This window comes from Gardnerella sp. DNF01159 (assembly GCF_049244215.1).
Classification (GTDB): domain Bacteria; phylum Actinomycetota; class Actinomycetes; order Actinomycetales; family Bifidobacteriaceae; genus Bifidobacterium; species Bifidobacterium swidsinskii.
In genome coordinates this window covers 595,654-619,402 of sequence record NZ_CP058387.1, presented here as the reverse complement: position 1 = coordinate 619,402, position 23,749 = coordinate 595,654, and the positions used below count along the sequence as shown (strand labels likewise).

General features: G+C 44.6%; 14 protein-coding genes and 1 riboswitch. Of the genes, 6 read left to right on the top strand and 8 right to left on the bottom strand.

The window, feature by feature from the left end:
- Positions 1–68: 68 nt before the first annotated feature.
- Positions 69–1,781 (bottom strand): NAD+ synthase, encoded by a 1,713-nt coding sequence (locus tag HXT39_RS02230; protein WP_004108689.1) that lies wholly within the window; start codon positions 1,779–1,781, stop codon positions 69–71.
- Positions 1,782–2,002: 221 nt separating this feature from the next.
- On the opposite strand from HXT39_RS02230, the gene HXT39_RS02225 reads away from it, so the two are divergent.
- The 4 genes from HXT39_RS02225 to thiC all read left to right on the top strand — a co-directional run bounded on the left by HXT39_RS02225 (position 2,003) and on the right by thiC (position 7,398).
- Positions 2,003–2,836 (top strand): MetQ/NlpA family ABC transporter substrate-binding protein, encoded by an 834-nt coding sequence (locus tag HXT39_RS02225; RefSeq protein ID WP_004106340.1) that lies wholly within the window; start codon positions 2,003–2,005, stop codon positions 2,834–2,836.
- 205 nt (positions 2,837–3,041) lie between these two features.
- The gene (locus HXT39_RS02220) at positions 3,042–3,890 is read left to right on the top strand and encodes a methionine ABC transporter ATP-binding protein (RefSeq protein ID WP_004108686.1); all 849 of its coding nucleotides are present in this window, start codon (positions 3,042–3,044) and stop codon (positions 3,888–3,890) included.
- Positions 3,891–3,892: 2 nt separating this feature from the next.
- Complete coding sequence (locus HXT39_RS02215; protein ID WP_004108684.1) at positions 3,893–4,573, top strand: methionine ABC transporter permease; 681 nt, start codon at positions 3,893–3,895, stop codon at positions 4,571–4,573.
- A gap of 64 nt (positions 4,574–4,637) precedes the next feature.
- Positions 4,638–4,743, top strand: a riboswitch (TPP riboswitch).
- On the top strand, positions 4,741–7,398 hold the full coding sequence (gene thiC, locus HXT39_RS02210) for a phosphomethylpyrimidine synthase ThiC (protein ID WP_012914246.1): 2,658 nt from the start codon (positions 4,741–4,743) through the stop codon (positions 7,396–7,398). It overlaps the preceding riboswitch by 3 nt.
- 330 nt (positions 7,399–7,728) lie before the next feature.
- Here thiC and HXT39_RS02205 read toward each other — a convergent pair whose 3' ends face one another.
- From HXT39_RS02205 to hrcA, 7 genes are all read right to left on the bottom strand, one after another.
- Entirely contained in the window at positions 7,729–8,265 is a 537-nt protein-coding gene (locus tag HXT39_RS02205; RefSeq protein ID WP_102703150.1) for a peptidylprolyl isomerase, read from the bottom strand.
- A 235-nt stretch (positions 8,266–8,500) separates the two neighbouring features.
- Positions 8,501–14,254: a GA module gene (locus tag HXT39_RS02200; RefSeq protein WP_421793292.1), complete on the bottom strand. Its 5,754-nt coding sequence runs from the start codon at positions 14,252–14,254 to the stop codon at positions 8,501–8,503.
- 481 nt (positions 14,255–14,735) lie between these two features.
- Positions 14,736–15,566 (bottom strand): inositol monophosphatase family protein, encoded by an 831-nt coding sequence (locus tag HXT39_RS02195; RefSeq protein ID WP_004108666.1) that lies wholly within the window; start codon positions 15,564–15,566, stop codon positions 14,736–14,738.
- Positions 15,567–15,792: 226 nt separating this feature from the next.
- Complete coding sequence (gene serB / locus HXT39_RS02190) at positions 15,793–16,446, bottom strand: phosphoserine phosphatase SerB (protein WP_004108662.1); 654 nt, start codon at positions 16,444–16,446, stop codon at positions 15,793–15,795.
- A 25-nt stretch (positions 16,447–16,471) separates the two neighbouring features.
- A complete protein-coding gene (fmt, locus tag HXT39_RS02185) occupies positions 16,472–17,455 on the bottom strand; it encodes a methionyl-tRNA formyltransferase (protein WP_004108659.1) in 984 nt (327 codons plus the stop codon).
- Positions 17,456–17,524: 69 nt separating this feature from the next.
- Positions 17,525–18,676, bottom strand: a complete 1,152-nt coding sequence (gene dnaJ / locus HXT39_RS02180) for a molecular chaperone DnaJ (protein ID WP_004108655.1) — start codon at positions 18,674–18,676, stop codon at positions 17,525–17,527.
- 90 nt (positions 18,677–18,766) lie between these two features.
- On the bottom strand, positions 18,767–19,783 hold the full coding sequence (gene hrcA, locus HXT39_RS02175) for a heat-inducible transcriptional repressor HrcA (protein ID WP_165845982.1): 1,017 nt from the start codon (positions 19,781–19,783) through the stop codon (positions 18,767–18,769).
- 219 nt (positions 19,784–20,002) lie between these two features.
- On the opposite strand from hrcA, the gene tkt reads away from it, so the two are divergent.
- Together tkt and tal are read left to right on the top strand one after the other, a co-directional pair.
- Positions 20,003–22,102: a transketolase gene (gene tkt, locus HXT39_RS02170; protein WP_004108651.1), complete on the top strand. Its 2,100-nt coding sequence runs from the start codon at positions 20,003–20,005 to the stop codon at positions 22,100–22,102.
- Between the two features lie 220 nt (positions 22,103–22,322).
- Positions 22,323–23,426, top strand: coding sequence for a transaldolase (gene tal / locus HXT39_RS02165; protein WP_102703155.1), 1,104 nt, complete (start codon positions 22,323–22,325; stop codon positions 23,424–23,426).
- The last annotated feature ends 323 nt before the right edge of the window (positions 23,427–23,749 follow it).

The window sequence follows — 23,749 nt, the reverse complement described above, 5'->3', positions numbered from 1 at the left end:
CAATGTTAGAGCATAAGTAAACGCATACACGAGTAGTTTTGCAAAAAATCTAGTGAAATATATCACATTTATTCACGAAAAGCTGTGGTAACAGGCATTCTGCGATCCCTGCCAAAAGCAATAGCACTTACTTTTGGTCCAAGCGGATACTGCCTGCGCTTCCATTCTGCGCGATCAACTAAACGCATAACCGTGTCAACAGTATGCTCGTCAAAACCATCTTCAAGCAAATCCGCTCTACCATGAGCAAGCTCAATATGAGCCTCTAAAACACGATCAAGCAAATCGTACTCAGGTAAAGAATCAGAATCCTTTTGCCCTGGACGCAACTCTGCACTCGGAGGCTTAATAATAGAATTAACCGGAATAAGCACACCATCTTGCGGAGCTTTCGCTTTCGTAACTTCTGTTTGCTCAGAATCCTCATATCCAACAATTGGCAGCATACCAATGCCTACTCCAGCATTCGCAGCGCGATTCCTCCAACGAGAAAGTGCCCAAACGCGCGTCTTAAACAAATCCTTAATAGGAGCATACCCTCCTACCGCATCGCCATAGATAGTAGAATATCCGCAAGCAAGCTCCGATTTATTACCAGTTGCGAGCGCCAAAACACCGCGCGAATTCGAGTAAGCCATTACGATTACGCCACGAACGCGAGCTTGCAAGTTTTCTGCTGCAACACCTTCTAATGAAAGTTGCGATTGGAAAGCTTTAAAAAGCGGTTCAATTGGTTGCACATCATAGTGAGCGCCAATTCGCTCTGCTAAATCGCGCGCATCGTCTTTAGAACCGTCCGAAGAGTACATGCTTGGCATAGAAATGCCATACACATTTGCTCCACCGCAAGCATCGGCAGCCATAGTAGCTACTAAAGCAGAATCAATTCCTCCAGAAAGTCCTAAGCACACACCCTTAAAACCATTCTTACGCATGTAATCTCTAAGACCTACAACACACGCACAATACACTTCTTCGTCTGCGTCAAGTTTTGGAGCAATGCTTGAAACTTTCTGCTTTTTCAGCGAGTTATCAAAATCAACAAACGACAAATCTTCATCAAACATTGCCGAGCGTTCAAGTAAAGTTCCGTCAGCATCAACAACAAAACTTCCACCGTCAAAAACCAAATCATCTTGGCCGCCGACTTGGTTCACATATACGACTGGCGCATTGACTTCAACAGCGCGCTTTTGAGCCAAACTCAAGCGCACATGAGTTTTACCTTCCTCATATGGAGAACCGTTCATAGTTATTAGCGCATCGATACCAAGTTTTGCCAAACGCGCAACAGGACCGCCGTCTTGCCAAATATCTTCGCAAATAGCAAAACCTAGACGCATTCCATCTACTTCCAGCAGCTCACACTTATTGCCAGAAGAGAAAATACGAAACTCGTCAAAAACACCATAATTTGGCAAGAAATGCTTGTCGTATTGCAACACAGATTTACCTTCATGCAATACGAGAAGCCTGTTTCGAGGCTTTCCAGCAGACTCGTCAAAGCCAACAGTTCCAACTACTACGTAAAGCTCCCCCAAGCCTTCTTCCGCAAGTTTTGTTGCAAGCAAGTCTGCAGCTTTTTGTGCAGTTGTGCGGAACGTGGCACGCAAGGCGAGGTCTTCAATAGGATACCCAGTCAAAGTCATCTCAGGAAACACAACCATGCGAGCACCCGACTGCTTTGCGCGCGCAGCATACTTCAAAACTTTTTCAACGTTGCTATCAATGTTCCCAACGCAGGTATCTATCTGCGCTAACGCCAATCGCAAAAAACTCATACATTACAGTCTAGTAGATAGCTTCATTGCAAGTAAGCGACGTGTTGAAAAACTTATTTTTTCTCTTTCCACACTGCAAGTATGCGAATTATTAACACGTCATAAATAATACTAATAAGCAAAGTGTAGAATTATTGATTTTTCTCGCCTATATTGATAATTCGTTACTCGCGAAGGGGATTTAACTTTAAACAAATTTCACCGAACAAGGAGCAGGAAATATGCGAAAAATTAAAGTTATTGCATCAATTACAGCACTGGCAGCATTAGCGACTTTCACTTTAAGTGGCTGCGGTAGCTCAAAAGCAGGCGCAAAGGATGACAAGACCATTACTGTTGCAGCTTCACCTACCCCGCATTCTGAAATCTTAAATAAAGTTGTAAAGCCAATCTTGCAAAAAGAAGGCTACAAGCTAGTAGTAAAGGAATTTACTGACTACGTGCAGCCAAATACAGCTACTGAAGAAGGCGAAGTTGACGCAAACTACTATCAGCATTTGCCTTATCTTGACAACTTTAATAAGGAAAAGGGAACTCACCTTGTTTCAGTAGGTGGAATTCATTTTGAACCATTTGGATTGTATCCAGGAAAAACCAAGACGATTAAAGCATTAGCAAACGGAGCAACTGTTGCAGTTCCAAATGATCCTACTAATGAGGCTCGCGCATTGCTTCTTTTGCAAGATGCCGGATTGATTAAGTTGAAGAATCCAAAGGATATTAACGCTACTACAAAAGATATTACTGAGAATCCTAAGAATTTGAAGTTTAAAGAACTTGAAGCGGCAACAGTTCCTACTGCCATTAAGGATGTGGATCTTGCTGCCATGAACGGCAATTACGCTATTCAAGCTGGTTTTAACCCAACTAAAGACCCACTTACTTCAGAAAAAGTTGGAGGCATTGCGGCTAAAACTTATGAAAATATTATTGTAGTAAAGAAGGGCTCTGAAAAGTTTGCAAAAATCAAAGCCTTACTCAAAGCTTTGAAGACAAGCGAAGTGCGCGACTATATTACTAAAACTTACAAAGGCGCTGTGCTCCCTGTTTTCTAAAAAATACTCACAATGTAGCCACCTAATGCCGCATGTGTATGCTTCGTGTATGCTTTGCGGCATTATTTTATAAGCGTGTAATATACGTAATGTGCGTGCTAGTTAATAATCTAGTTAATGACGCTAGTTAGTAACTCTAGTTAGTAACTCTAGTTAGTAACGAAGTATATTTCACACAGAAAGCAATAATCTGTTAAGGAAAAGCATGATTCAGATCGAACATCTTCACAAAAGCTACGGCAAAGGTAGCAAAGCGAACGAAGCATTACACGACATTAATCTGACTATTGAATCGGGAGAAGTATTCGGAATCCTTGGTTCTTCTGGTGCAGGAAAGTCTTCGCTAGTTCGTTGCATGAATCTGCTTGAGCGACCAACTTCCGGCAAAATTATTATTGACGGAAATGATATTAGCGAAGTAAAAGATAAAGAACTTGCAAAAGTACGCACTAATATTGGCATGATTTTCCAGAATTTTAGCCTTTTCCAGCAGCGTACAGTATTGCGAAACGTCACTTTCCCATTAGAGCTGAATCACACTGCAAAAAAGGAACGAGAAGAACGCGCAAACTACTTACTTGACTTAGTTGGTTTACAAGATTTTGCAAACCGCTACCCTAGCCAGCTTTCAGGCGGACAGCAGCAGCGCGTAGCAATTGCACGAGCATTGGCGAATAATCCGTCGATTATGCTTTGCGACGAAGCAACAAGCGCACTTGACTCCACAACTACTGCGCAAATCCTTGATTTATTGAGCCGAATTAACCGCGAACTCAACGTAACGCTTGTTATTATTACGCATTCGCTGGCTGTAGCACGAAATATTTGCGACCGAGTTGCAATGATTGATGGCGGACGCATTGTGGAATTAGGTGACACTGATACGCTTTTTGCAAATCCACAAAGCGATATTTTGCGAACTCTTATTGCAGATGAAAAACAGGAAAATCATCGCGCTAAAATTACAAGCACGATTGCAAGCGAGCTTAACAATAAGCCAGAAAACGCACAAACAGACGAACAAACAAACGCGCTTACCAACGAGGTGAAATAACAATGTTAGAAGCTGCTACACAATTTTTTAACGACTACGGCAACTTACTTATTGAAGGCGTGCAAGACACACTCGTAATGACATCAGTTGCAACACTTTTTGCATACCTTATTGGACTTCCAGTTGGCGTACTTCTCATTACATCAAACAAAAAAGGCATTTGCCCCAACGCGCCAATTAACGCAGTTCTAGGCTGGATTGTTAACATCGTGCGTTCTGTGCCGTTTATTATTTTATTAGTTGCAATAATTCCTTTCACTCGTCTCATAGTTGGCACTTCTTTGGGAGTTCCTGGGGCTATTGTGCCTCTGGTGATTACGGCTGCACCATTCGTTGCTAGAGTAGTTGAACAATCTTTAGCCGAAGTTGACGGAAGCTTAATTGAAGCAGCACAAAGCTTTGGAGCAAGCAAATTGCAAATTGTTTGCAAAGTGTTGCTGTGGGAAGCTTTACCTTCGCTAATTCGCGGAGCTGCGCTTACATTTATTACGCTTTTTGGATTCTCCGCAATGGCTGGAACAGTTGGCGCAGGCGGACTCGGAGATATTGCAATACGATACGGATACCAGCGTTATCAATACGATGTGATGACAGTTGCTGTTATCCTTTGTATTATTCTCGTGCAGATTGTGCAAAGCTTGGGAGATTTTATTTCACGCGCAATCAATCATCACGAACGCTAAAGAAATTCGCAACATACCCACCACCAATTAAATGCACATAATCGTGTAAACTTGCTGGTAATTCGACATTTTGCAGGGGTGCTTTCGAAAGAAGGCTGAGATGGTATTAGTTTGCCTAACCCTTCGAACCTGTTAGTTAATACAACGTAGGGAGCAACGATTTTAGTATGACATCGAATTATCCGTACGCATCAATGCGTAATCAATTTAATCTAAGCGCCTGCTTTATTGCAGACCCACAAGCTTGTAATAATCGTCCGCTTACCGATATTGTCGATGATGCTTTGCGCGCTGGAGCGACTTTTATTCGTCTTCATTGCAACAATGAAAACGCTAAAGAAATCACTACTATTGCACGCGATATTGCACAAATCATCGAAGACAATAACAAATGCGATTCTGTAACTTTTGTTATCGACGAGCGTGTTGATGTCGTTTGGCAAGCTCGCAATCAAAGCATCAAAGTTGACGGAGTGCATTTAGCACAAAGCGACATGGAGCCTAGAGAGGCTCGCGCTCTTCTTGGCGAAGATGCTGTAATCGGCTTATCTGTTGAAACCGAAAGCTTAGTTAAAGTAATAAACGAACTTCCAGATGGATGCATTGATTACATTTGCGTAACAGCAATGCGCAATCCTGAAGAAGGATGCGAAAGCACTACTGCCGCTTACGAATTGGAAGCAAATCACACAACGCTGGACGAAGCGAAAATTAATACGATTTGTTCCGCAAGTGATTTTCCAGTTCTAGTTGGCGGAAGAACTGCACTCGACGATATCGATACAATCGCTCACACCAAGGCTGCAGGATGGTTCGTTTCTGAAGCATTGTATTCTTCAGAAACACCAGAATCAACTATGCGTGAATTTGTTGAACATTGGAAAGCTGTGCGAGGTGAAGAAAAGCACGGCTACGCTAAGCGAGTGATAGTTGCAGAAAATTCTGAATCAAAATCTTCAGAAACTCAAGAAAAGAAGCCAACTTTTATTAATGCGAAAGAAGCAAAGGATGCTGCGAAATTAGCTAAACAACAGCGAGTTGACATTGCAGCTCGCGGATGCACTCAGCGCGATAAAGCTCATATTCGCAAAACAACTCCAATTCATTTTGAGTATGAATATGGTTCTTATGATTTGGAAGTTCCTTATACGGAAATTAAGCTTTCGGATACTCCTGGCGTAGGTCCTAACCCGCCTTTTAAGGATTACAATACAGAAGGTCCAAAGTGCGATCCGAAGGAAGGTTTGGCTCCGCTTCGCCTTGACTGGATTCGCGACCGCGGTGACGTTGTGGAATATGAGGGTCGCAGGCGCAATCTTCAAGACGACGGCAAGCGCGCAATTAAGCGAGGCAAAGCTTCTAAAGAATGGCGTGGACGCACGCATAAGCCAATGAAGGGCGCGGATCATCCGATTACACAAATGTGGTACGCTCGCCACGGAATCACTACTCCGGAAATGCAATATGTTGCAACGCGCGAAAATTGCGATGTAGAGCTGGTTCGCGAAGAAGTTGCAGCCGGACGTGCTGTAATTCCTTGCAATATTAACCATCCTGAAGCTGAACCTATGATTATTGGCTCGCGCTTCTTGACTAAGCTCAACGCAAACATGGGTAATTCTGCTGTTACGTCATCTATCGACGAAGAAGTAGAAAAGCTTACGTGGGCCACGAAGTGGGGTGCGGATACCGTTATGGATCTTTCCACCGGTAACGATATTCACACAACGCGCGAATGGATTTTGCGCAACTCCCCTGTGCCAATTGGAACAGTGCCAATGTATCAGGCTTTGGAAAAGGTTGAGGATGATGCTTCTAAGCTCAGCTGGGAGCTTTTCCGCGACACTGTTATTGAGCAGTGCGAGCAGGGCGTTGACTACATGACTATTCACGCTGGCGTGCTTCTTCGCTACGTGCCGCTTACTGCAAACCGCGTAACCGGTATTGTTTCTCGTGGTGGCTCAATTATGGCTGAATGGTGCTTGCAACATCATCAAGAGAGCTTCTTGTATACGCACTTTGAAGAATTATGCGAGATTTTCGCAAAGTACGATGTTGCATTCTCTTTGGGTGATGGTTTGCGTCCAGGTAGCTTGGCTGATGCTAACGATGCGGCTCAGCTTTCCGAGCTTATGACGCTTGGCGAGCTTACGAAGATCGCTTGGAAGCATGACGTACAGGTGATGATTGAAGGTCCTGGTCACGTGCCATTCGACACTGTGCGTATGAATATTGAGATGGAAAAGGCAATTTGCCAGAATGCTCCATTCTATACGCTTGGTCCTTTGACTACGGATACCGCACCTGGCTATGACCACATTACTTCCGCAATTGGTGGCGTGGAGATTGCGCGATACGGCACCGCAATGCTTTGCTATGTGACTCCTAAGGAACATTTGGGGTTGCCTAACAAGGATGACGTGAAGCAAGGCGTGATTGCGTATAAGATCGCTTGCCACGCAGCTGATCTTGCTAAGCATCATCCACATGCTATGGATCGCGACAACGCAATCAGTAAGGCTCGCTTTGAGTTCCGCTGGTTGGATCAGTTCAACTTAAGCTATGATCCAGATACCGCAATCGCCTTCCACGACGAAACACTTCCTGCAGAACCGGCAAAAATGGCGCACTTCTGCTCGATGTGCGGACCAAAGTTCTGCTCGATGGCTATTTCGCAAAATATTCGTAAGCGTTTTGGCGGAGCAGCTCAGCAGGAGCAGCTCGTTGAAGAAGCACGCAGTCAGGCAATTGCCGATGGTATGAAAGAGATGAGCAAAAAGTTCCAAGAATCCGGCTCATCGTTGTATCAAAGCGTGAAAGCATAAAATGATGAGGTACGGAAGTGCGGAAGCAAAAACTGAATTGCAAGTGCTTCAATAACAATACTTACAACGAATAATAATAGAAGAAGGTTGATATGAACCAAAGCGAGTTTTATAGTGAGCTATTATGCTTGCTATAAGACTCGCTTTCTTTATATCCGCATTTAAATTCTATTAATACAACCTTTCCGTTGCATGCGTTGTAAAGTTTCTGCCGCCTTACAGCAAAAATCCGACATTTTCTGTACACAAGCGTATAGAAAATGTCGGATTAGCAATTAAGAACTTTAGTACTAAAGAATATTAAAGAGTATTAAATCAAATAACGTTTAATCACAAAACTTCAATAGAAATAATACCTACAAGCTCAAGAGGAGCATCAGATCGATCCGTTGCGACAGCCTCGAGCTTATCGACAACCGCCTTCGATTCATCGTCAGCAACTTCGCCGAAAATTGTATGGTGGCCATCAAGCCATGGAGTTGGCACAGTTGTAATGAAGAACTGCGAACCGTTAGTGCCATGCAAACGACCGTCACGACCGCGACGCTTTCCAGCATTTGCCATAGCGAGCAAATAAGGCTTATCGAACTTCAAGGATGCGTCAATTTCATCGTCAAACTCGTATCCAGGACCGCCAGTTCCATTGCCGAGTGGGCAGCCACCCTGAATCATGAAATCCTTAATGATGCGGTGGAAAGTTAAACCATCGTAGAATGGCTCATGCGAAGGTTTTCCACTGAATGAGTCAAGCCACTCGCGCTCACCAGTAGCTAAGCCAACAAAATTTTTGACGGTTTCAGGCGCTTTACTGTCAAACAAATTGATTTTTATATCGCCTTCAGAAGTATACATAATAACTGTAGTCATGTGGTAATTCTCCCATATTTTCACGACTGTTTCAATTCGTGTTAGATAAAAATATTCGCATACAAAAATGCCTCACTTTGCGTAGTAAAGAAAGACGCAAAGTGAGACACTTTTACATTAACTTCATTATGCTAATTAACTCAATACTCAGCAAACTTACTGAATACAATTAAGCAAACATTAAGCAGCTCTAAAACTAGCTGATCTGCAATAACCAGACCAGCTAGCAAATATTCTACTTACTACTGTGACGAGAAGTACCACGACGCTTAGCTGAGAAAAGCGCAGCACCAGCAGCACTAAGAGTTGCAGCAAACAAGCCAAACACAGACACGTCACTACCAGTCTTACTAAGCTGAGCAACACTACCACTCTTCAACACCTGAGCGCGCACAGAAGCACGAACCTCAGCCGCATGAGCCTTAGCAGACGCCAAAGCCTTACGAGCAGCAGAAAGATTCTTAACCGCAGCATCAACCTGAGCCTGAGTTGCGTTAGGATCAGCAGCAACCTTCTTAGCCTCAGCCAAAGCAGCATCCAAAGCCGCCTGAGCCTTAGAAACTTTAGTATCCGCCTGCTTCACAGCAGGATTATTCTCAACAGCAGCGTTCACAGCAGCAGAACTTGCGCCATTAGCATTATTAGCGTTAGCGTTGGCAGCATTGGTGTTAGCAGCGTTACCTGCATTACCCGAGTTTACGCCAGCACCAGCGTCACCATTACCAGCATTTCCAGGCTGTGAATCAGACTCAGCACCCTGAATCTGAACATTCAACTCACCCTTATCCACAGTAGTAGGCGCATTATCATTCACACCATAACCAGCTTCAGAACCAGAACCAGGAGTTGGTTTCTTACCGTCAAGAGCCTCTTCAGCTGTCTTAAGCTTTGCAAGAGCATCATCAACAAGCTTCTGCTTTTCAGCTTGAGTCTTAGTTGTTACATCTTCCTCGCCTGCAGCAGCCTTCTTCGTACCAGTTAGCTTATCGATAAGATCCTTAGCATCTTGAAGAGCCTTATCAAACGCAGTCTTCTTTTCCGTCGTAGTAGAATACGTATACCTATCTGAGTTCTTAACGTTGCTATCCTTATCAATCTCATCTTGCAACGGCTTGGTATCAACACCATCAAGCGCCTTACGCGCATTTTCAAGCTTCTGAAGTGCGTCGTCTACCGCTTGTTGATCTTTAGCCTCTTGCTCGGGAGTGCGCGGAGTAGAGTCTAGATTCTTATCGTTTTCGTTATCTTCTTTAGCTTTCTTCAATGCCGCTTCCGCGTCAGAGAGTGCCTTGTCAAATGCTTCTTTCTTCTCCTTAGAAGCGGTCGTGTACAGAGGATCGCCAGGTGTAGCCGGCTTAGTGGAATCGTTAGGATCAGCTGGCGTTGGCTTAAGCTTAGAATCGTTATCTACTTCAGCCTGAAGTAAATCAGTGCTTACGCCCGCACCCTTAACTTTGTCATCAATCGCCTGCATTGCCTTAAGAAGATCCTTATACAGCTCATTAACCTGATCCGCATCCTTAGGATCGCCATTAGCTTTGTCTAGCACGGCTCCAGCAGCAGTAGCAGCATCGTCAAACGCTTTCTTTTGCTCATTGCCTTCTTGCAGACCCTTATACTTGTCGCCCTTAGCGAACTTATCAGCGATCTCTTTCAGCTTTTCAAGACGAGCCATGGCAGTATCGGTTGCAGTAGCATTGGCAAGCGCGTCGTCGATGTCGTCAGAAGTTGTACCGTCAGCGTTCTTGTGATCAGAAGCATCAGTATCTTCAATAATCTTCTTGAAAGCTTCCTTCTGCGCATTGTTCAAATGATCAAGCGCAGCAATCTGCTTCTTAGCATCCTCTATCTTCTTAGCCTTCAAAGCGCGATTAGCAATAGCAGTTGGGTCGCCAATCTTCTTTGCATCATTGATGTCATCAATAGCCTTCTGCTTTTCAGCATCTGGAAGATCACTATCTTGAATGCGTTTCTTCTGATCTTCCTTTTCTTTATTAAGTACAGACTGATCATCGTATGTGTTCTGAGAAATATCGCGCTTACCCTTAGCATCTTCGATTGCCTTGTTTGCGTCATCAAACGAAGTTTTCACGCCATCAACAGCATCCTTGATTTCAGAAGGCTTTGTTGCACTGTTAACAGTGTTCTTAGCATCATCGATTGCCTTAGTGGCAGCTTCATACTTATCTTTAGCTTTTGCTTTCTGCTCATCATTCAACGCCTTGTATGCTGCATCAAGTTCTGCCTTCTTAGCATCAAGCTTGGCAATACCAGCATTCTTAGCATTCTGCTCGTTAATCGCATTCTGGCGCTTGGCTGCGTCAAGATCATTCTTAATCTCTTCTGCAGTAGCAGCAGGATCCTTCTTTGCAAGAGCATCTTCCAAAGCAGTGAGTGCTGCATCCTTCTTGCTTGGATCAGAACCAATTAACTCCTTAAGAGCCTTATCGTCCTCGCTACTAGAATTGCCGTGGCTTAGGAACGGAAGCGCGCCAGCACTAACATCCTTGTGCGCTTCATTAAGATTATTAGCTTCATCTAAAATCTGCTGAACTTCTTCAGGAGTCTTAGCACCAGGCTTGGTAGCATCCCCACTCTTTCCATTCAGCTTTTCCTTGAGCTTATCCTTTTCATCTTGAGTCAGATTGCCAAGACCATCAATTGCATCAGAAGCTTTCTTTTTCTTATCCTGTAGCTCTTGCTTCTTCTGGTCCTCCTGCTTTTTATCTTCCTCTTTTTTCTGCTCTTTTTCCTTATTTTCTTTGTCTTTCTTTTCTTTTTCCTTTAACTGTTCAGGAGTTACATTATTCTTGCCAGCCTGCTCGTTGGCCTTCTTAAGAATATTCTGAATATCATCAGCACCTTTAGCATTATCAATCTCATTCTTATACTGGGTTTTTTGCTCCTCAGTAAGCTTTGGATTGCGGTCGATAAGCTTCTTCGCATCATCCTTCATCTGCTGGAGTTGCTTATCATCAGGCTTTGGAGTTGGCTTGGTTTCCTCCTTACTATAGGTAATAGGAACAGTGAAGAGCTGCTTGCCATTCTGATCCTTAAAGACGATAGACTTATAGTCTTTCGCCCCACTGGTTTCGCTGGAAGTAACTGACTTGATATTATCGTCAGCAATCTCCATGTAAATAGTGTCAGACTTTGGCTTAAGATCAGAAGCAGATGGAAGGTAAGGAATATTCATGCTTTCCGTTTTTATTTGGAAGTTATTCTGCCCATCATAGTTAGCGTCAAAGAATGCCTTAACAGCCTTCTTGAAATCTTCTTCAGTAGGCTTATTCGGATCTTTAACCTTAATTGCAGCAGGTTCGTTATACTTGCGCTCAGCTTTCTTGGCATCAGTAAGCTTGCGAATAAGGTCGCGAAGAGCCTTTTCATCCATACCATTGATGGCGTTATCCAACTTATCTGCATCGGTGATTCCAGCGCGCTTCAAGTCGTCATTGGTAAGCCCATCATCTTGACGCTGCTTCAGCAAAGCTTTTGCTTGCTCTTTGAGCTTATCAATTGTATTATCCTGAGATGGTTGAGTATTTCCCTTTTTAACATACAAATCTTTGGCTTGGATGGTAAACAGAGTCCCTTCCATGTCAGCAGCCCAATCGCCTGCACTACCATCATCTTCCATCCACTGGTGACCATGAACTGTAATAGCGTAACCGTTAGTATTATCTATACTAAATGAAGTCATTGGTCCATCATTCTTACCAGATGCACCGTAAGGACCCATATTCTCAGTACCGGCTTTTGGAGTCCAAGTTGTTTTAACAGCAACATCGCTCGTAACAGCTTGCAAATCAGAATCAGATACATTATCGTAATTGTCTTTTACAAACTGCTTTAAAGCCTTTACAGCCTCTTGAACAGTTGGTGTATCGCCTTCAGTCTCCGTCTTTGTAACATTATACTTAAAGGTAATTTTCTGATTATCTGGATCGTTATATGTCTTAGTTTCCGTAGAAGGCGTCTGAGACGTTTGCGTATTTGCTGTCTGCTTGAAGAACACGCTCATGGGATAAGTAGCGTCTTTATAGCCATCCGCCTTAAACGTAATGTAACCTTTACCGTCTTTCACGCTATACGAAACATCAGTAATAGTTACATCTGAATTATCTTTAGAATCCTTACCCTTAACCTTCATTAAGGCTTTTTTATTTGCATCAAGAGCTTGGCTGTTAGTTGTTAAATCTGCTTCTTTCATATTGAATGGATCAAATTTAACTCTTGTTTGGGTTGCAGGCGCTTCAACGATGAACTCTTTTTCAGCAGCAGGAGTTGGAGCAGGCGGCTTTGGAGTTGGATTTTCCTCAGCAGCCTTTTGCTTTAAGAATTGCCAGGAAGGAATCTCTGTTGTTGAACCGTCTGCCCAAGTGATGATGGCGTTCTTGAAGTCTTTATCGAAGCTTACAGGAGTTTTGCCATCCTTCTTGGCTGCATTATAAACATCCAAGTCAGCGTTTGCTGCGTCGAAGGCATCGGTTACTTTCTTTTGTTCATCTGCATCTAATTTTGCAGGATCTTTAACCTCAATCGCGTCCGGCACAACATACGGCGCCCAATCGGAGATTTTTGGCCCTTGGAACACAAGCTCAGACGCAGGAATCGTAGCCTTTGAGCCATCTTCGTAAGTCACAACAAGGTTCTTGCCGTCTTTATCGAAAGCAATAGCATTATCCTTGGCAAGATGCTTGCTAAATTCGCTGCTATCAGGGTTCGCCTTCTTGAACGCATCAATAACAGCCTTTTTATCATCATCACTTAACGAATCAGGCTTTACAACAGGTATGCGATCTGGCATAACTGGCTTATATCTGTCGCTGTCGGATTCATCTTGTGCAACAAGAAGGCTTGCAGGAATCGTGCGAGTCGTCTTGTCTTTGAAAGTGATAGTTGCAGAGCCATCCTTATTTACCACAACACCATTATCAGCAACTAATTCCTTGAAGTACTTGGTGTTTTCATTCGCTTTTTCAATTTTTTCTTTAATAGCCTTTTGCTCGGCTTCACTCAAATCGTTAGTCTTCTTAACCTTTGTAACCTCTGGATACGCAAGCGTCAAATGATCCGCAATCTTTGGCGTATTGTGCTTTTGACCTACTGCATAATGCCAATTACCTGCAAAACGGTAAACGCCAGCGGCAAAACGAAGCGGATTGATGTCACGCTCTTTCCATGCATTGTCTTCCATCTCGGAAACGTAAGTCATGTCATACCAACGCTGACCAGCAGACTCCCAGTCTACGAAAATACCCTTAAGGCCTTGAGTTTGCTTTTGGTATTCTTCCCATTGTTGTGCGGTATTGCCCGCATTATCGTAACCTTTATTGTCTTTGGTACCCAAGCCCATAAGCTGTTTCCAGCCTTTGCTGGCGAGAATATTTTCGTCACTAAAATAATAATTAGAAATATTAGTCCATTCCTTAGGACTATTAAAATGTTTGTCAGAAACAGCGCCATAACCGTTTGCGTCGGTTGTAATATATTGCGAAGAACCAGCAGGTTTAACCTGCTCCTTGCCATTTTTTGTTAACTTTTCAATACGCTTAAATTGAATATCTTGAGGATCTTTCAAACCAGCAGGAACACCAAACCACCACATTGGACGGAATCGCCAATCGTCAGCTGTAGCATTGTTGTGGCAATTAGAAAGATAATGAACGCGAACAAATTTACCAAGAGGGTCTATGCCTTCAGTACCGCCAGCTTTGGCGTGATCTAGAGTATCGTAATATTCAACGTCAATGTTGAAATGAGCCTCGGCATATTTTGCATCAGTTTTGAAACCGTAATAAACATTGTTGCCAGTGCCGTCTACATAACCGTCAGCATAGGCAGGCGAGGAAACGAATACCCCCCCCCCCGAGCACCATTGCGCCTGCGAGCATAGCTGCGCACACGCTCTTAGAAAGTGGCGCGTAAATAACGCTGTTACTCGACTTTTGCATAGACTTTTGCAAATCGGCAAGATGCTTCGCACTCATAATCTTCTTCGTCATTATTCCTCACTTCAATAATGTGTATTCTTTATGTTTCTGCTTATGCATAACTTGTAATATGCAATAATGCAGCAGCCAAACAAATTAGCATTCGCTTCTTTGTTTCATACCAATTTGCTATTTACACAACGCTTCATACTCTCTTAATACATTTCAAGCATGCATAAAAATGTGCAAACTGACATTCCTACAAGCTATATGGTACTCAACTATTCATACATTGCAAACCTTTTCATGCAATAATTTGTGTAGCGTAAATCACATAATTCGCAAATCACGCATGAATACGTATAAATTACATGTTAAGACGTCATAATATTTATGAAAAAAAATTACGACACGCCGCAAGATAATTGAATGCTTACGCAAGGCTATTAACTACTTACGCAAGATTATTAGCTACTTACGCAAGATTATTAGCTACTTACGCAAGATTATTAGCTACTTACGCAAGAATATTGCTTATTTAAGATACGGCTTTAACTCGTTAATAAGCAAACCGTTAGAAGCGACTACGTCATTTTCGCGTCGCCAATGAATAGGGTTTCCATCCCACTGGCAAACCTGACCCTGCGCTTCTAGCACAACCACGGCACCAGCAGAAACAGCTGGAATATCCCAATGATGCAAGTGAGGCTCAAAATAAGCGTCATAAGTGCCATCCGCCACCTTGCACAAGTCGAGCGACGCAGGCCCAATACGCTTAATATCCGCAGGGCAGCCCTCTTCAACAGAAGCGACTACGTCAAGCGCGCGCTTAGATTCACCAGGTATATAAGACATTCCATAACAAACCACAGATCCTTGCAAAGTAGAAGTTGTGGAAGGCGTAATCTTCTCACGCTTCTCTCCTTGCGGAGTTCTACGAATACGAATAGCACCCTGACCCTTTGCAGCCAAATAAGTCAATCCCAACGCAGGAGCGTGCACAACACCAAGAACCGGACGAGCGGAGCCTTCATCGTTAAACTCAAAAAGCGAAACCGTAAGAGTCCACTCAGCCATATCGCGATTAAAATTAATAGCACCGTCAACGTTTCCAACGCACCAAAAACGTTCTCCCGGATTGCACTGCTCCGGCTTAGTTTGCCAAAAACCTTGGAAAGGATTCACATAAGTCAAACGATTTTGAATAAAACGCACGAGCTTATCGCCAAAACCAGATTCAGATTTATTAGGATCACCCAACGCAATCGACGTCATATCTTGAGGGCTTAATTGATCCTGATACGCATGTTTACCAACATCTTCCAAAATACGCGCAACTTCAAGCGCAACTTCTCGTAAATTCAACTTACACTCCCTACCCTAAATGCATAAATTCCCGTATTTATGCACACTCTCTCTCCCATAAATTAACTTTATTTTACTCAACAATAGAAAGATTCACCAACACATTTAAGCTCTGCGGTTAAAAGATACAGAACTTTCACAAAAAATTTAATCATTAATCTTTAATCATCATTCGCAATTTTACATTGCCTACGTACATTACTCAACTTTTACTTTTAAAAACGTATTAATTCGCATTCAAAAAACGCAAGACAGCGCTTAAATCGCGAGTAAGAATGCAGTAAGGAGTAGCCGCTTGAACTGTTGGTTTTGCGCAAAAAGCTACGCCTAATCCAGCGAATTTAATCATTGAAATATCGTTCGCTCCATCCCCCACTACAACAGTTTGTTCGCGATCAATTCCAAGATTAGTTACCCAAGTTCTAAGCGCTTCAACTTTTGCATTAGCATTAACAATATTTCCAAGTACGTTGCCAGTAAGCTTGCCGTCAATAGACTCTAAATGGTGAGCCGCCCAAAAATCAATATTCAAACTCGGCAAAAATTCGTCCAAAATCTCATGAAAACCGCCAGAAACTGCGCCAACTTTCCATCCGTGCGCATGAAGCGTGTCAATTAAAACATTCGCGCCTTTAGTTACATGAATTTTAGAAATAATACGCTTTTTGCACTCGTCAATATTCAAATCGCGAAGCATACTCACGCGCGAACGCAAGGAAGTATCGAAAGTAATTTCGCCACGCATTGCTCGCGCTGTAATCGCAGAAAGCTCATCGCCGCATCCAGCTTCTGCACCGAGCAAATCGATAACTTCTTCCTCAATAAGCGTTGCATCAACATCCATAACCAAAAGCCCTGGTTTAGACAAAGTTGGCAACATCGAAGAAAAGTTCATAATCATAATTTTATGCGCAGTAAGCTGCTGCCGAAAGCCTAGCTCCGCGCGCCCAGTCTGCCGCTTTCATAGCTTTCTTTCCCTGCGCTTTTACTTCCAAAAGTTCAAGTACGCCGCTTAAAGTACCAACCCAAACTTGCTTCTTGCCAGCAAGCAATTTTCCAGGATCAAGCTTCATCAATTCCTCACCATGCGGATCGTTAGCATCTGCCGGAACTGCACGTAAAACATGCAAAGTAATCGGATCCGCATTATGTTCATCGTCCGCATGAAGCTCGCACCACGCGCCCGGATTTGGCGTACAAGCGCGAATTTGACGATCGACTGCAAAAGCTGGCGCATGAAAATCAATATGAGCATCTTCAACAGTGATTTTTTGCGCAACTTCTTGAGGAGTTTGATCTTGCTCAACCGGCACAATTTCACCAGTTTCCATGCCACGAAGAGATGCTGCAAGAAGCGGCGCGCCGTCGTTTGCAAGTCGTGCAAGAAGATCGCCAGAATTTTCGTGAGACTCAATTTTTGTAGTAAACTGCGCCAAAATAGGCCCACAATCCATGCCGCGCGTAATGCGAAAAACCGTAGCACCTGTAATATCATCCCCAGCCCAAATGGCACGCTGCACAGGAGCTGCACCTCGCCATTGCGGAAGAAGCGAAAAATGAAGATTATACCAGCCGAGCGGCAACGCGTCTAAAACATTCTGTCGCAAAATCTTGCCGTATGCTACAACTGCTGCAGCTTTTGCACCGGTTGCCGCAAGCTGTTCAAGAAACACATCTTCATTTTTAGGATCCGACTCAAGCACTGGCAAGCCGAGCTCAAGAGCAGCCTGTTTCACAGGGCTTGGCACAAGCTTTCTACCGCGACCAGTCGGAGCGTCCGGTCGCGTAAGAACAGCGCGAACATCAAAATGCTCACTATCTTTAGTTAACTCGCGAAGAGACGGAACCGCAACTTCCGGAGTTCCAGCAAACAATATTGGTAATGCCATATTTCCCCACTATTTTAAATCAAAGCCGTAAATTAAAGCCGTTTAAAGCAGTAAATTAAATCCGTAAAATCAGCCGGCAAAAGCTTCCTTTAATTTACTAAAGAAACCTTTACGCTCACTCGACTGCTCACTTAACGAATGCTGCTGCACTTGCTTCATAGAACTATCATGCAATTTAGCAAATTTTTCAATCAAAGCACGCTCTTCATCATTCAACTTAGAAGGCGTTTGCACTAGCACATGAACCACGATATTTCCGCGATCTTTAGAACGAAGCTTCGTCACACCAAGATTTGGCAAAGTAATAGTGTCTTCATTTTGGCAGCCTGCAGGAATCGTTATTTTCTGAGCACCATCAAAAGTGTCGATTTCAAGGCTACGACCAAGAACAGCCCAGCTCATAGGAACTGTAATCCAACAATGCAAATCATCCTCGTTACGAGTAAATTGCTTATCTGCACGAATATGAATATCAACGTACAAATCGCCGGCAGGACCGCCGCACTCACCAACGCTTCCTTGGGAAGCTAAGCGCAAACGACTACCGTCACGAATTCCAGCCGGCACGTTCACTCCAACTTCACGAATTGAACGCACACGACCATGACCGTGGCAGTTTTGGCAAATATTCTTAATAATCGTGCCGTGACCTTCGCAATGCTCACAAGGCATCGAAGACATCATTTGACCGAGCATAGTGCGCACAACTTTTTGGCAGAAGCCAGAACCGTGACACACAGAGCACTGTTCTGGAGCGGAATTGTCGGCAGAACCGGAACCAGAGCAATCCTTGCAAACGCCAAAAGTAGTTAACCGTACGCTAACATTTCCGCCAAAAATAGCGGTTTTCAAATCAATACGAGCCTCAGCTAACGCATCATCGCCAGGCTGCACACGCGAAATTGGTCCTTGCGAATTACCGAAAGAACCGCCAAAGAACTGGCTGAAAATGTCGCCCATGCCCATATCTGCAAAACCAGCACCTGAAGCTCCGGCACTTCCTGCAGAAGGATCGTTAGGATCAACACCCATGTCTACCATTCGACGCTTTTCAGGATTAGAAAGCACGTCGTAGGCAGCATTTACTTCCTTAAACTTTTCTTCAAACTCAGCGCCTGCAATATCAGGATGATATTTGCGGCTCATTTTGCGATAGGCTTTGCGAATTTCGTCGTCGCTAGCATTGTGATCAACGCCTAGAACTTTGTAGTAATCAGTCAATTAATTCCCCTTTTACCTTTTTCTAAAATCATTCTTGCATAAGGCACAGCCAGACATAAGCCGAATAACCAGCCATAAACCAGCCACGTTTTATGAATTTTCGGATATAAACGAATTAAGGTAGCGCGCAACAGCCTTAACAGCAGTCATCGTTGCAGCATAATCCATATGCGTAGGACCAATTGATCCAATAAACGCAGAGTCAGAATCAGCATTGTATCCGTAAGTGCTTGTTACAACAGAAGCGTTAAGCAAACCAGGAGTGTGCGTTTCCGATCCGATTGCAACACTAACACCACTTGCACAATCGCTTGCTTCCTCACTTAACGAAGTCATCAGTCGCATAATAACAGCCTGTTCTTCGAGTGCGTCAAAAAGTGAAGCAAAATCAACAATACTTTGTCTATGCGCAAGTTGAGAAGCTCCAGCCATATATAAGTCGTGAGTATGCTCACCGTCATGCATATCTTCTAAAGCGTTAGCAAGTTGACTAATAATTTGCAAAGCTGACGCTAAATCCTTGCGATTTGCGAGCGCATAAACGCGTTGTGAAGCAGATGAAAGAGATAGCCCAATGCAGCACTCATTAACCATATTAGTTAGATGCAATAAGTCATTTGAATTTATAGTAGTTGCTTGAATCATGTGCTGAGCTACGCCTCCAGTATCTGTAATCACAACAACCAAAAGCGTAGAAGACGATACTTGAACAATCTCAATTCTTTTTACTTTTGACTTAGACAATGCTGGAGATGCTACGAGAGCGACTTGACCCGTAATACTTGCAAGAAGACGCGCGGAACGTTGCAAAGTATCTTGCAAACTAACAGATCCGCTTAAAAAGTTACGTATAGCGCGACGCTGCGGTTCAGAAAGCGGAATAACAGAAGCCAAACCGTCAACAAAGTAGCGATAGCCTTTTTCAGTAGGAATACGACCTGCAGAAGTGTGCGGTTGAACAAGGTATCCCTCCTCTTCCAAAGCCGACATGTCGTTACGAATAGTAGCTGAACTCACACCAAGCTGATGATGCTTTGCAAGAGCCGCAGAACCAACAGGCTCTTGAGAACGAATATAATCCTCAACAACTGCGCGCAAAATCATCATGCGTCGTGACTGCATTACCACTCCTTACAAACACTCTAAATACTATATTCCTATAGTAGTCTATTTCTTAGCACGCAACAGAACATAAAAGCAAACTTTTGACACACTTTGTAACATATTCGTCGCGCGCGAAAGATAGGATTGAAGGGCAATGAGAGGGTAAAAAGCCAGCGTAAGCTGTGCTTAAAAACCCGGATTATTGGAAGGAAAGTAGATCACATGACCGATTTCAACTGGTCTGCATTAGACGAGCGCGCCGTAAAAATGGCGAAGGTTCTCTCGGCTGATGCTGTTGAGCGAGCAGGACACGGACATCCTGGCTCCCCTGTTTCATTAGCACCGATTGCGTACACATTGTACCAGCATTTCATTAAGCACGATCCAGCTGACCCAAAGTGGGCTGGCCGCGATCGTTTTATTCTTTCTGGCGGTCACGCTTCGCTTACGCAATACGTGCAGTTGTTCTTCTCTGGATACGGCTTGACTCTTGACGATCTCAAGTATTTCCGTGGCGGTGCAGACACGCGTACTCCAGGTCACCCTGAATACGGCTTGACTCCAGGCATCGAAATGACTACTGGCCCACTCGGTCAGGGTCTTGCTTCTGCTGTTGGTTTCGCTTACGGCCAGCGCTTTGAGCGCGGTCTTCTTGATCCAGAAGCTCCAGCTGGCACTTCCCCATTCGATCACAAGGTTTGGGTTATCTGCGGCGAAGGCGACGTTGAGGAAGGCGTTTCTTCTGAAGCTGCTTCCTTGGCTGGAAACCAGAAGCTTGGCAATTTGACTGTAATCTTCGATGCAAACCACATTCAGATTGAAGGTGACACTAAGCTCACCTTCTCTGAAGATATTCTTGCTCGTTACCGTGCATACGGTTGGTACACCGATGAAGTTAGCTTCATCCAGCCAGACGGCTCCTACAAGGAAGATGTTCAGGCTTTGGCTGCTGCTATTGAAAAGGCTCAGGAAGTTACCGATAAGCCTCACTTCATTAAGGTTAATACTTTGATTGCTTGGCCAACCCCAGGCAAGACTAACAATGAAGCTTCCCACGGCTCCAAGCTTGGCGAAGAAGCTGTTAAGGGCTTGAAGGAACTTTGCGGTTTCGACCCAGAAGTTCAATTCCCAATCGACGAAGAAGCTTTGGCTCACGCTCGCAAGGTTGCAGAGCGCGGCTTGGCTGCTCACAAGGCTTGGGACGAAGCTCTTGCAAAGTGGGCTGCCGCCAACCCAGATAAGGCTGCTCTTTACGAGCGTCTTAAGGCTGGCAAGCTTCCTGAAGGCTTCGACAAGGCTATTGACGACTTGGTTGCTGGCTTCGAAGTTGGCTCTAAGGTTGCTACCCGTAAGGCTTCCGGCGCAGTTCTTAACGCAATTGCTGCTGTTATGCCAGAACTTTGGGGCGGTTCCGCTGATTTGGGCGGCTCCAACAACACCAACATTAAGGGTGCTGACTCCTTCGGTCCATCCGAGGATGCAACCCGCACTTGGCCAAACGTTTCCGAGCATGGCCGTCAGCTTCACTTCGGTGTGCGCGAGTTCGCGATGGGTGCTATTACCAACGGTATTTTGCTTGGTTCTGACACTCGCCCATTCAACGGCACCTTCTTCCAGTTCTCTGACTACGAGCGTCCAGCAGTTCGCTTGGCTGCTTTGATGGAGATTCCAAACCTCTACGTTTGGACCCACGATTCCGTAGCTTTGGGCGAAGATGGTCCAACTCACCAGCCAATCGAACACTTGGCTGCATTCCGTGCTATTCCTCAGCTTGAGGTTGTGCGCCCTGCAGATGAGTACGAAACTGCTGAAGCTTACCGTTACTTCTTCGAAAAGAAGAACAGCTACCCAACCGCTATGATTTTGACCCGCCAAGGCGTTCCAACCCTCGCTGAGACTGCTGAAAAGGCTCGCGAAGGCGTGAAGCACGGCGCTTACGTTTTGGTTGATTGCGAAGGCACTCCAGACGTAATCATCATGGCAACCGGTTCCGAAGTTCAGTGGGCTGTTGCTGGCGCCAAGACTTTGGCTGCTGAAGGCATTAAGGCTCGCGTTCTTTCCATGCCATCCCTCGAATGGTTCGAAGAGCAGGACGAAGAGTACAAGGAAGCAATCTTGCCAAAGTCCGTCAAGGCTCGCGTTTCCATCGAAGCTGGCTTGGCATTGCCTTGGTACAAGTATCTTGGCGATTGCGGCAAGGCTGTTTCTATCGAACAGTACGGCTTGCAGGGTGACGGCGGTCAGAACATGATTGACTTGGGCATTACTGCTGAGCACGTAGTAGAAGCTGCTAAGGCTTCTATCGAAGAAGCTCGCGCCTAAGATAGCTTGGCAAAAAGCAAGTAAGCAAAATAAAGCTTGATGTATCAAAATAAAATTGGTATGTCACAAAACTAGAAGTGCTAACGAAACACTTCACAAGAGACAGCGACGGCGTGTTGATGCCGAGCTACCGTTGGTTCGACATCAACCGCTGTTTCTTGTAAAAACGCCAAACTACCGACGTGCCCCAATTGGTGGAGCACAGTGTTAAGGAGATAACATGACTGAAGCAACGCAGCGCACCAGCGATTCCGGCGTTTCTATTTGGTTGGACGATTTGTCCCGTACCCGCATTGAGTCCGGCTCTTTGCAGGATTTGATTGCTAATAAGAATGTTGTTGGCGTTACCACCAACCCATCCATCTTCCAGAAGGCTTTGAGCCAGGTTGGCCCATACGATGCGCAGCTTAAGGAACTCGGCAAGGTCGACGTTGAAACCGCTATCCGCGAGTTGACCACCACCGATGTTCGTAATGCAACCGATATCTTCCGCGAGATCGCTGAAAAGACCAACTTCGTTGACGGCCGCGTCTCCATCGAAGTTGACCCACGCTTGGCTCACGATACTGCTAACACTGAGAAGCAGGCTGAAGAGCTTTGGGCAAAGGTTGATCGTCCAAACGTTATGATCAAGATTCCAGCAACTTTGGAAGGTCTTCCAGCTATCACCGCTACCCTTGCTAAGGGTATTTCTGTGAATGTAACCTTGATTTTCTCCCTCGAGCGCTACGAGCAGGTTATCGACGCCTTCATCGAAGGTATTGCTCAGGCAGATGCTAACGGCCATGACTTGAAGCACATTGGTTCCGTAGCTTCCTTCTTCGTCTCCCGCGTTGATAGCGCTGTTGACAAGCTCCTCGAAGCTAACGGCTCCGATGAAGCTAAGGCTCTTGAAGGCAAGGCTGCTGTTGCTAACGCTCGCTTGGCTTACGAACTCTTCGAGAAGAAGTTCGCAGCTGACCCACGTTGGGCTGCTCTTGAAGCTAAGGGCGCTAAGAAGCAGCGTCCACTTTGGGCTTCTACCGGCACCAAGAACGCAGCTTACTCCGATTGCAAGTACGTTGACGAGTTGGTTGCTGAGCATGTTGTGAACACCATGCCAGAAAAGACTTTGAACGCTCTTGCCGATCACGGCAACGGCGCTCCTTCCGTCAAGGGTACTTACGAAGAGAGCCACGCTGTTATGAATAAGCTCGCTGAACTTGGCATCAGCATCAAGGACGTTACCGACAAGCTTGAGGCTGACGGTGTTGCCGCCTTCATCAAGTCTTGGGATTCCGTGATTGCTGACGTGCAGTCCGGCATCGATCGCGTAAACGCCTGATTTTGCTAATCGTCTGATAGCGAAACTGCTAATCAGCGAAACTGCTAAATAACATAAACCGCACATGTTCGTGGATTATAATTCACACATGTGCGGTTTTTGTTTTACGTTTTTATCAATCGTAATAAAATAATCTACCCACTATTACTTTCTCAGCTAATAAACTGAGAAAGTAACAGTAATAACCAAAACACTGTTAAAAACTCAGCTAACCAACTGAGAAAATAACGGTGATAAGCACAACACTGTTACTAACTCAGCTAACGAACTGAGAAAATAACGGTGATTACTTGCCAGAAAGAGTTCGCCAGCGAGATTTGGTT

Coding starts and splice junctions, on each gene's coding strand:
- HXT39_RS02205 (WP_102703150.1), bottom strand. CDS start 8,265: ATGACTACAGTTATTATGTATACTTCTGAAGGCGATATAAAAATCAAT.
- HXT39_RS02215 (WP_004108684.1), top strand. CDS start 3,893: ATGTTAGAAGCTGCTACACAATTTTTTAACGACTACGGCAACTTACTT.
- HXT39_RS02225 (WP_004106340.1), top strand. CDS start 2,003: ATGCGAAAAATTAAAGTTATTGCATCAATTACAGCACTGGCAGCATTA.
- tal (WP_102703155.1), top strand. CDS start 22,323: ATGACTGAAGCAACGCAGCGCACCAGCGATTCCGGCGTTTCTATTTGG.
- hrcA (WP_165845982.1), bottom strand. CDS start 19,783: ATGATGATTTTGCGCGCAGTTGTTGAGGATTATATTCGTTCTCAAGAG.
- serB (WP_004108662.1), bottom strand. CDS start 16,446: ATGTTGCCAACTTTGTCTAAACCAGGGCTTTTGGTTATGGATGTTGAT.
- HXT39_RS02230 (WP_004108689.1), bottom strand. CDS start 1,781: ATGAGTTTTTTGCGATTGGCGTTAGCGCAGATAGATACCTGCGTTGGG.
- tkt (WP_004108651.1), top strand. CDS start 20,003: ATGACCGATTTCAACTGGTCTGCATTAGACGAGCGCGCCGTAAAAATG.
- thiC (WP_012914246.1), top strand. CDS start 4,741: ATGACATCGAATTATCCGTACGCATCAATGCGTAATCAATTTAATCTA.
- HXT39_RS02220 (WP_004108686.1), top strand. CDS start 3,042: ATGATTCAGATCGAACATCTTCACAAAAGCTACGGCAAAGGTAGCAAA.
- fmt (WP_004108659.1), bottom strand. CDS start 17,455: ATGGCATTACCAATATTGTTTGCTGGAACTCCGGAAGTTGCGGTTCCG.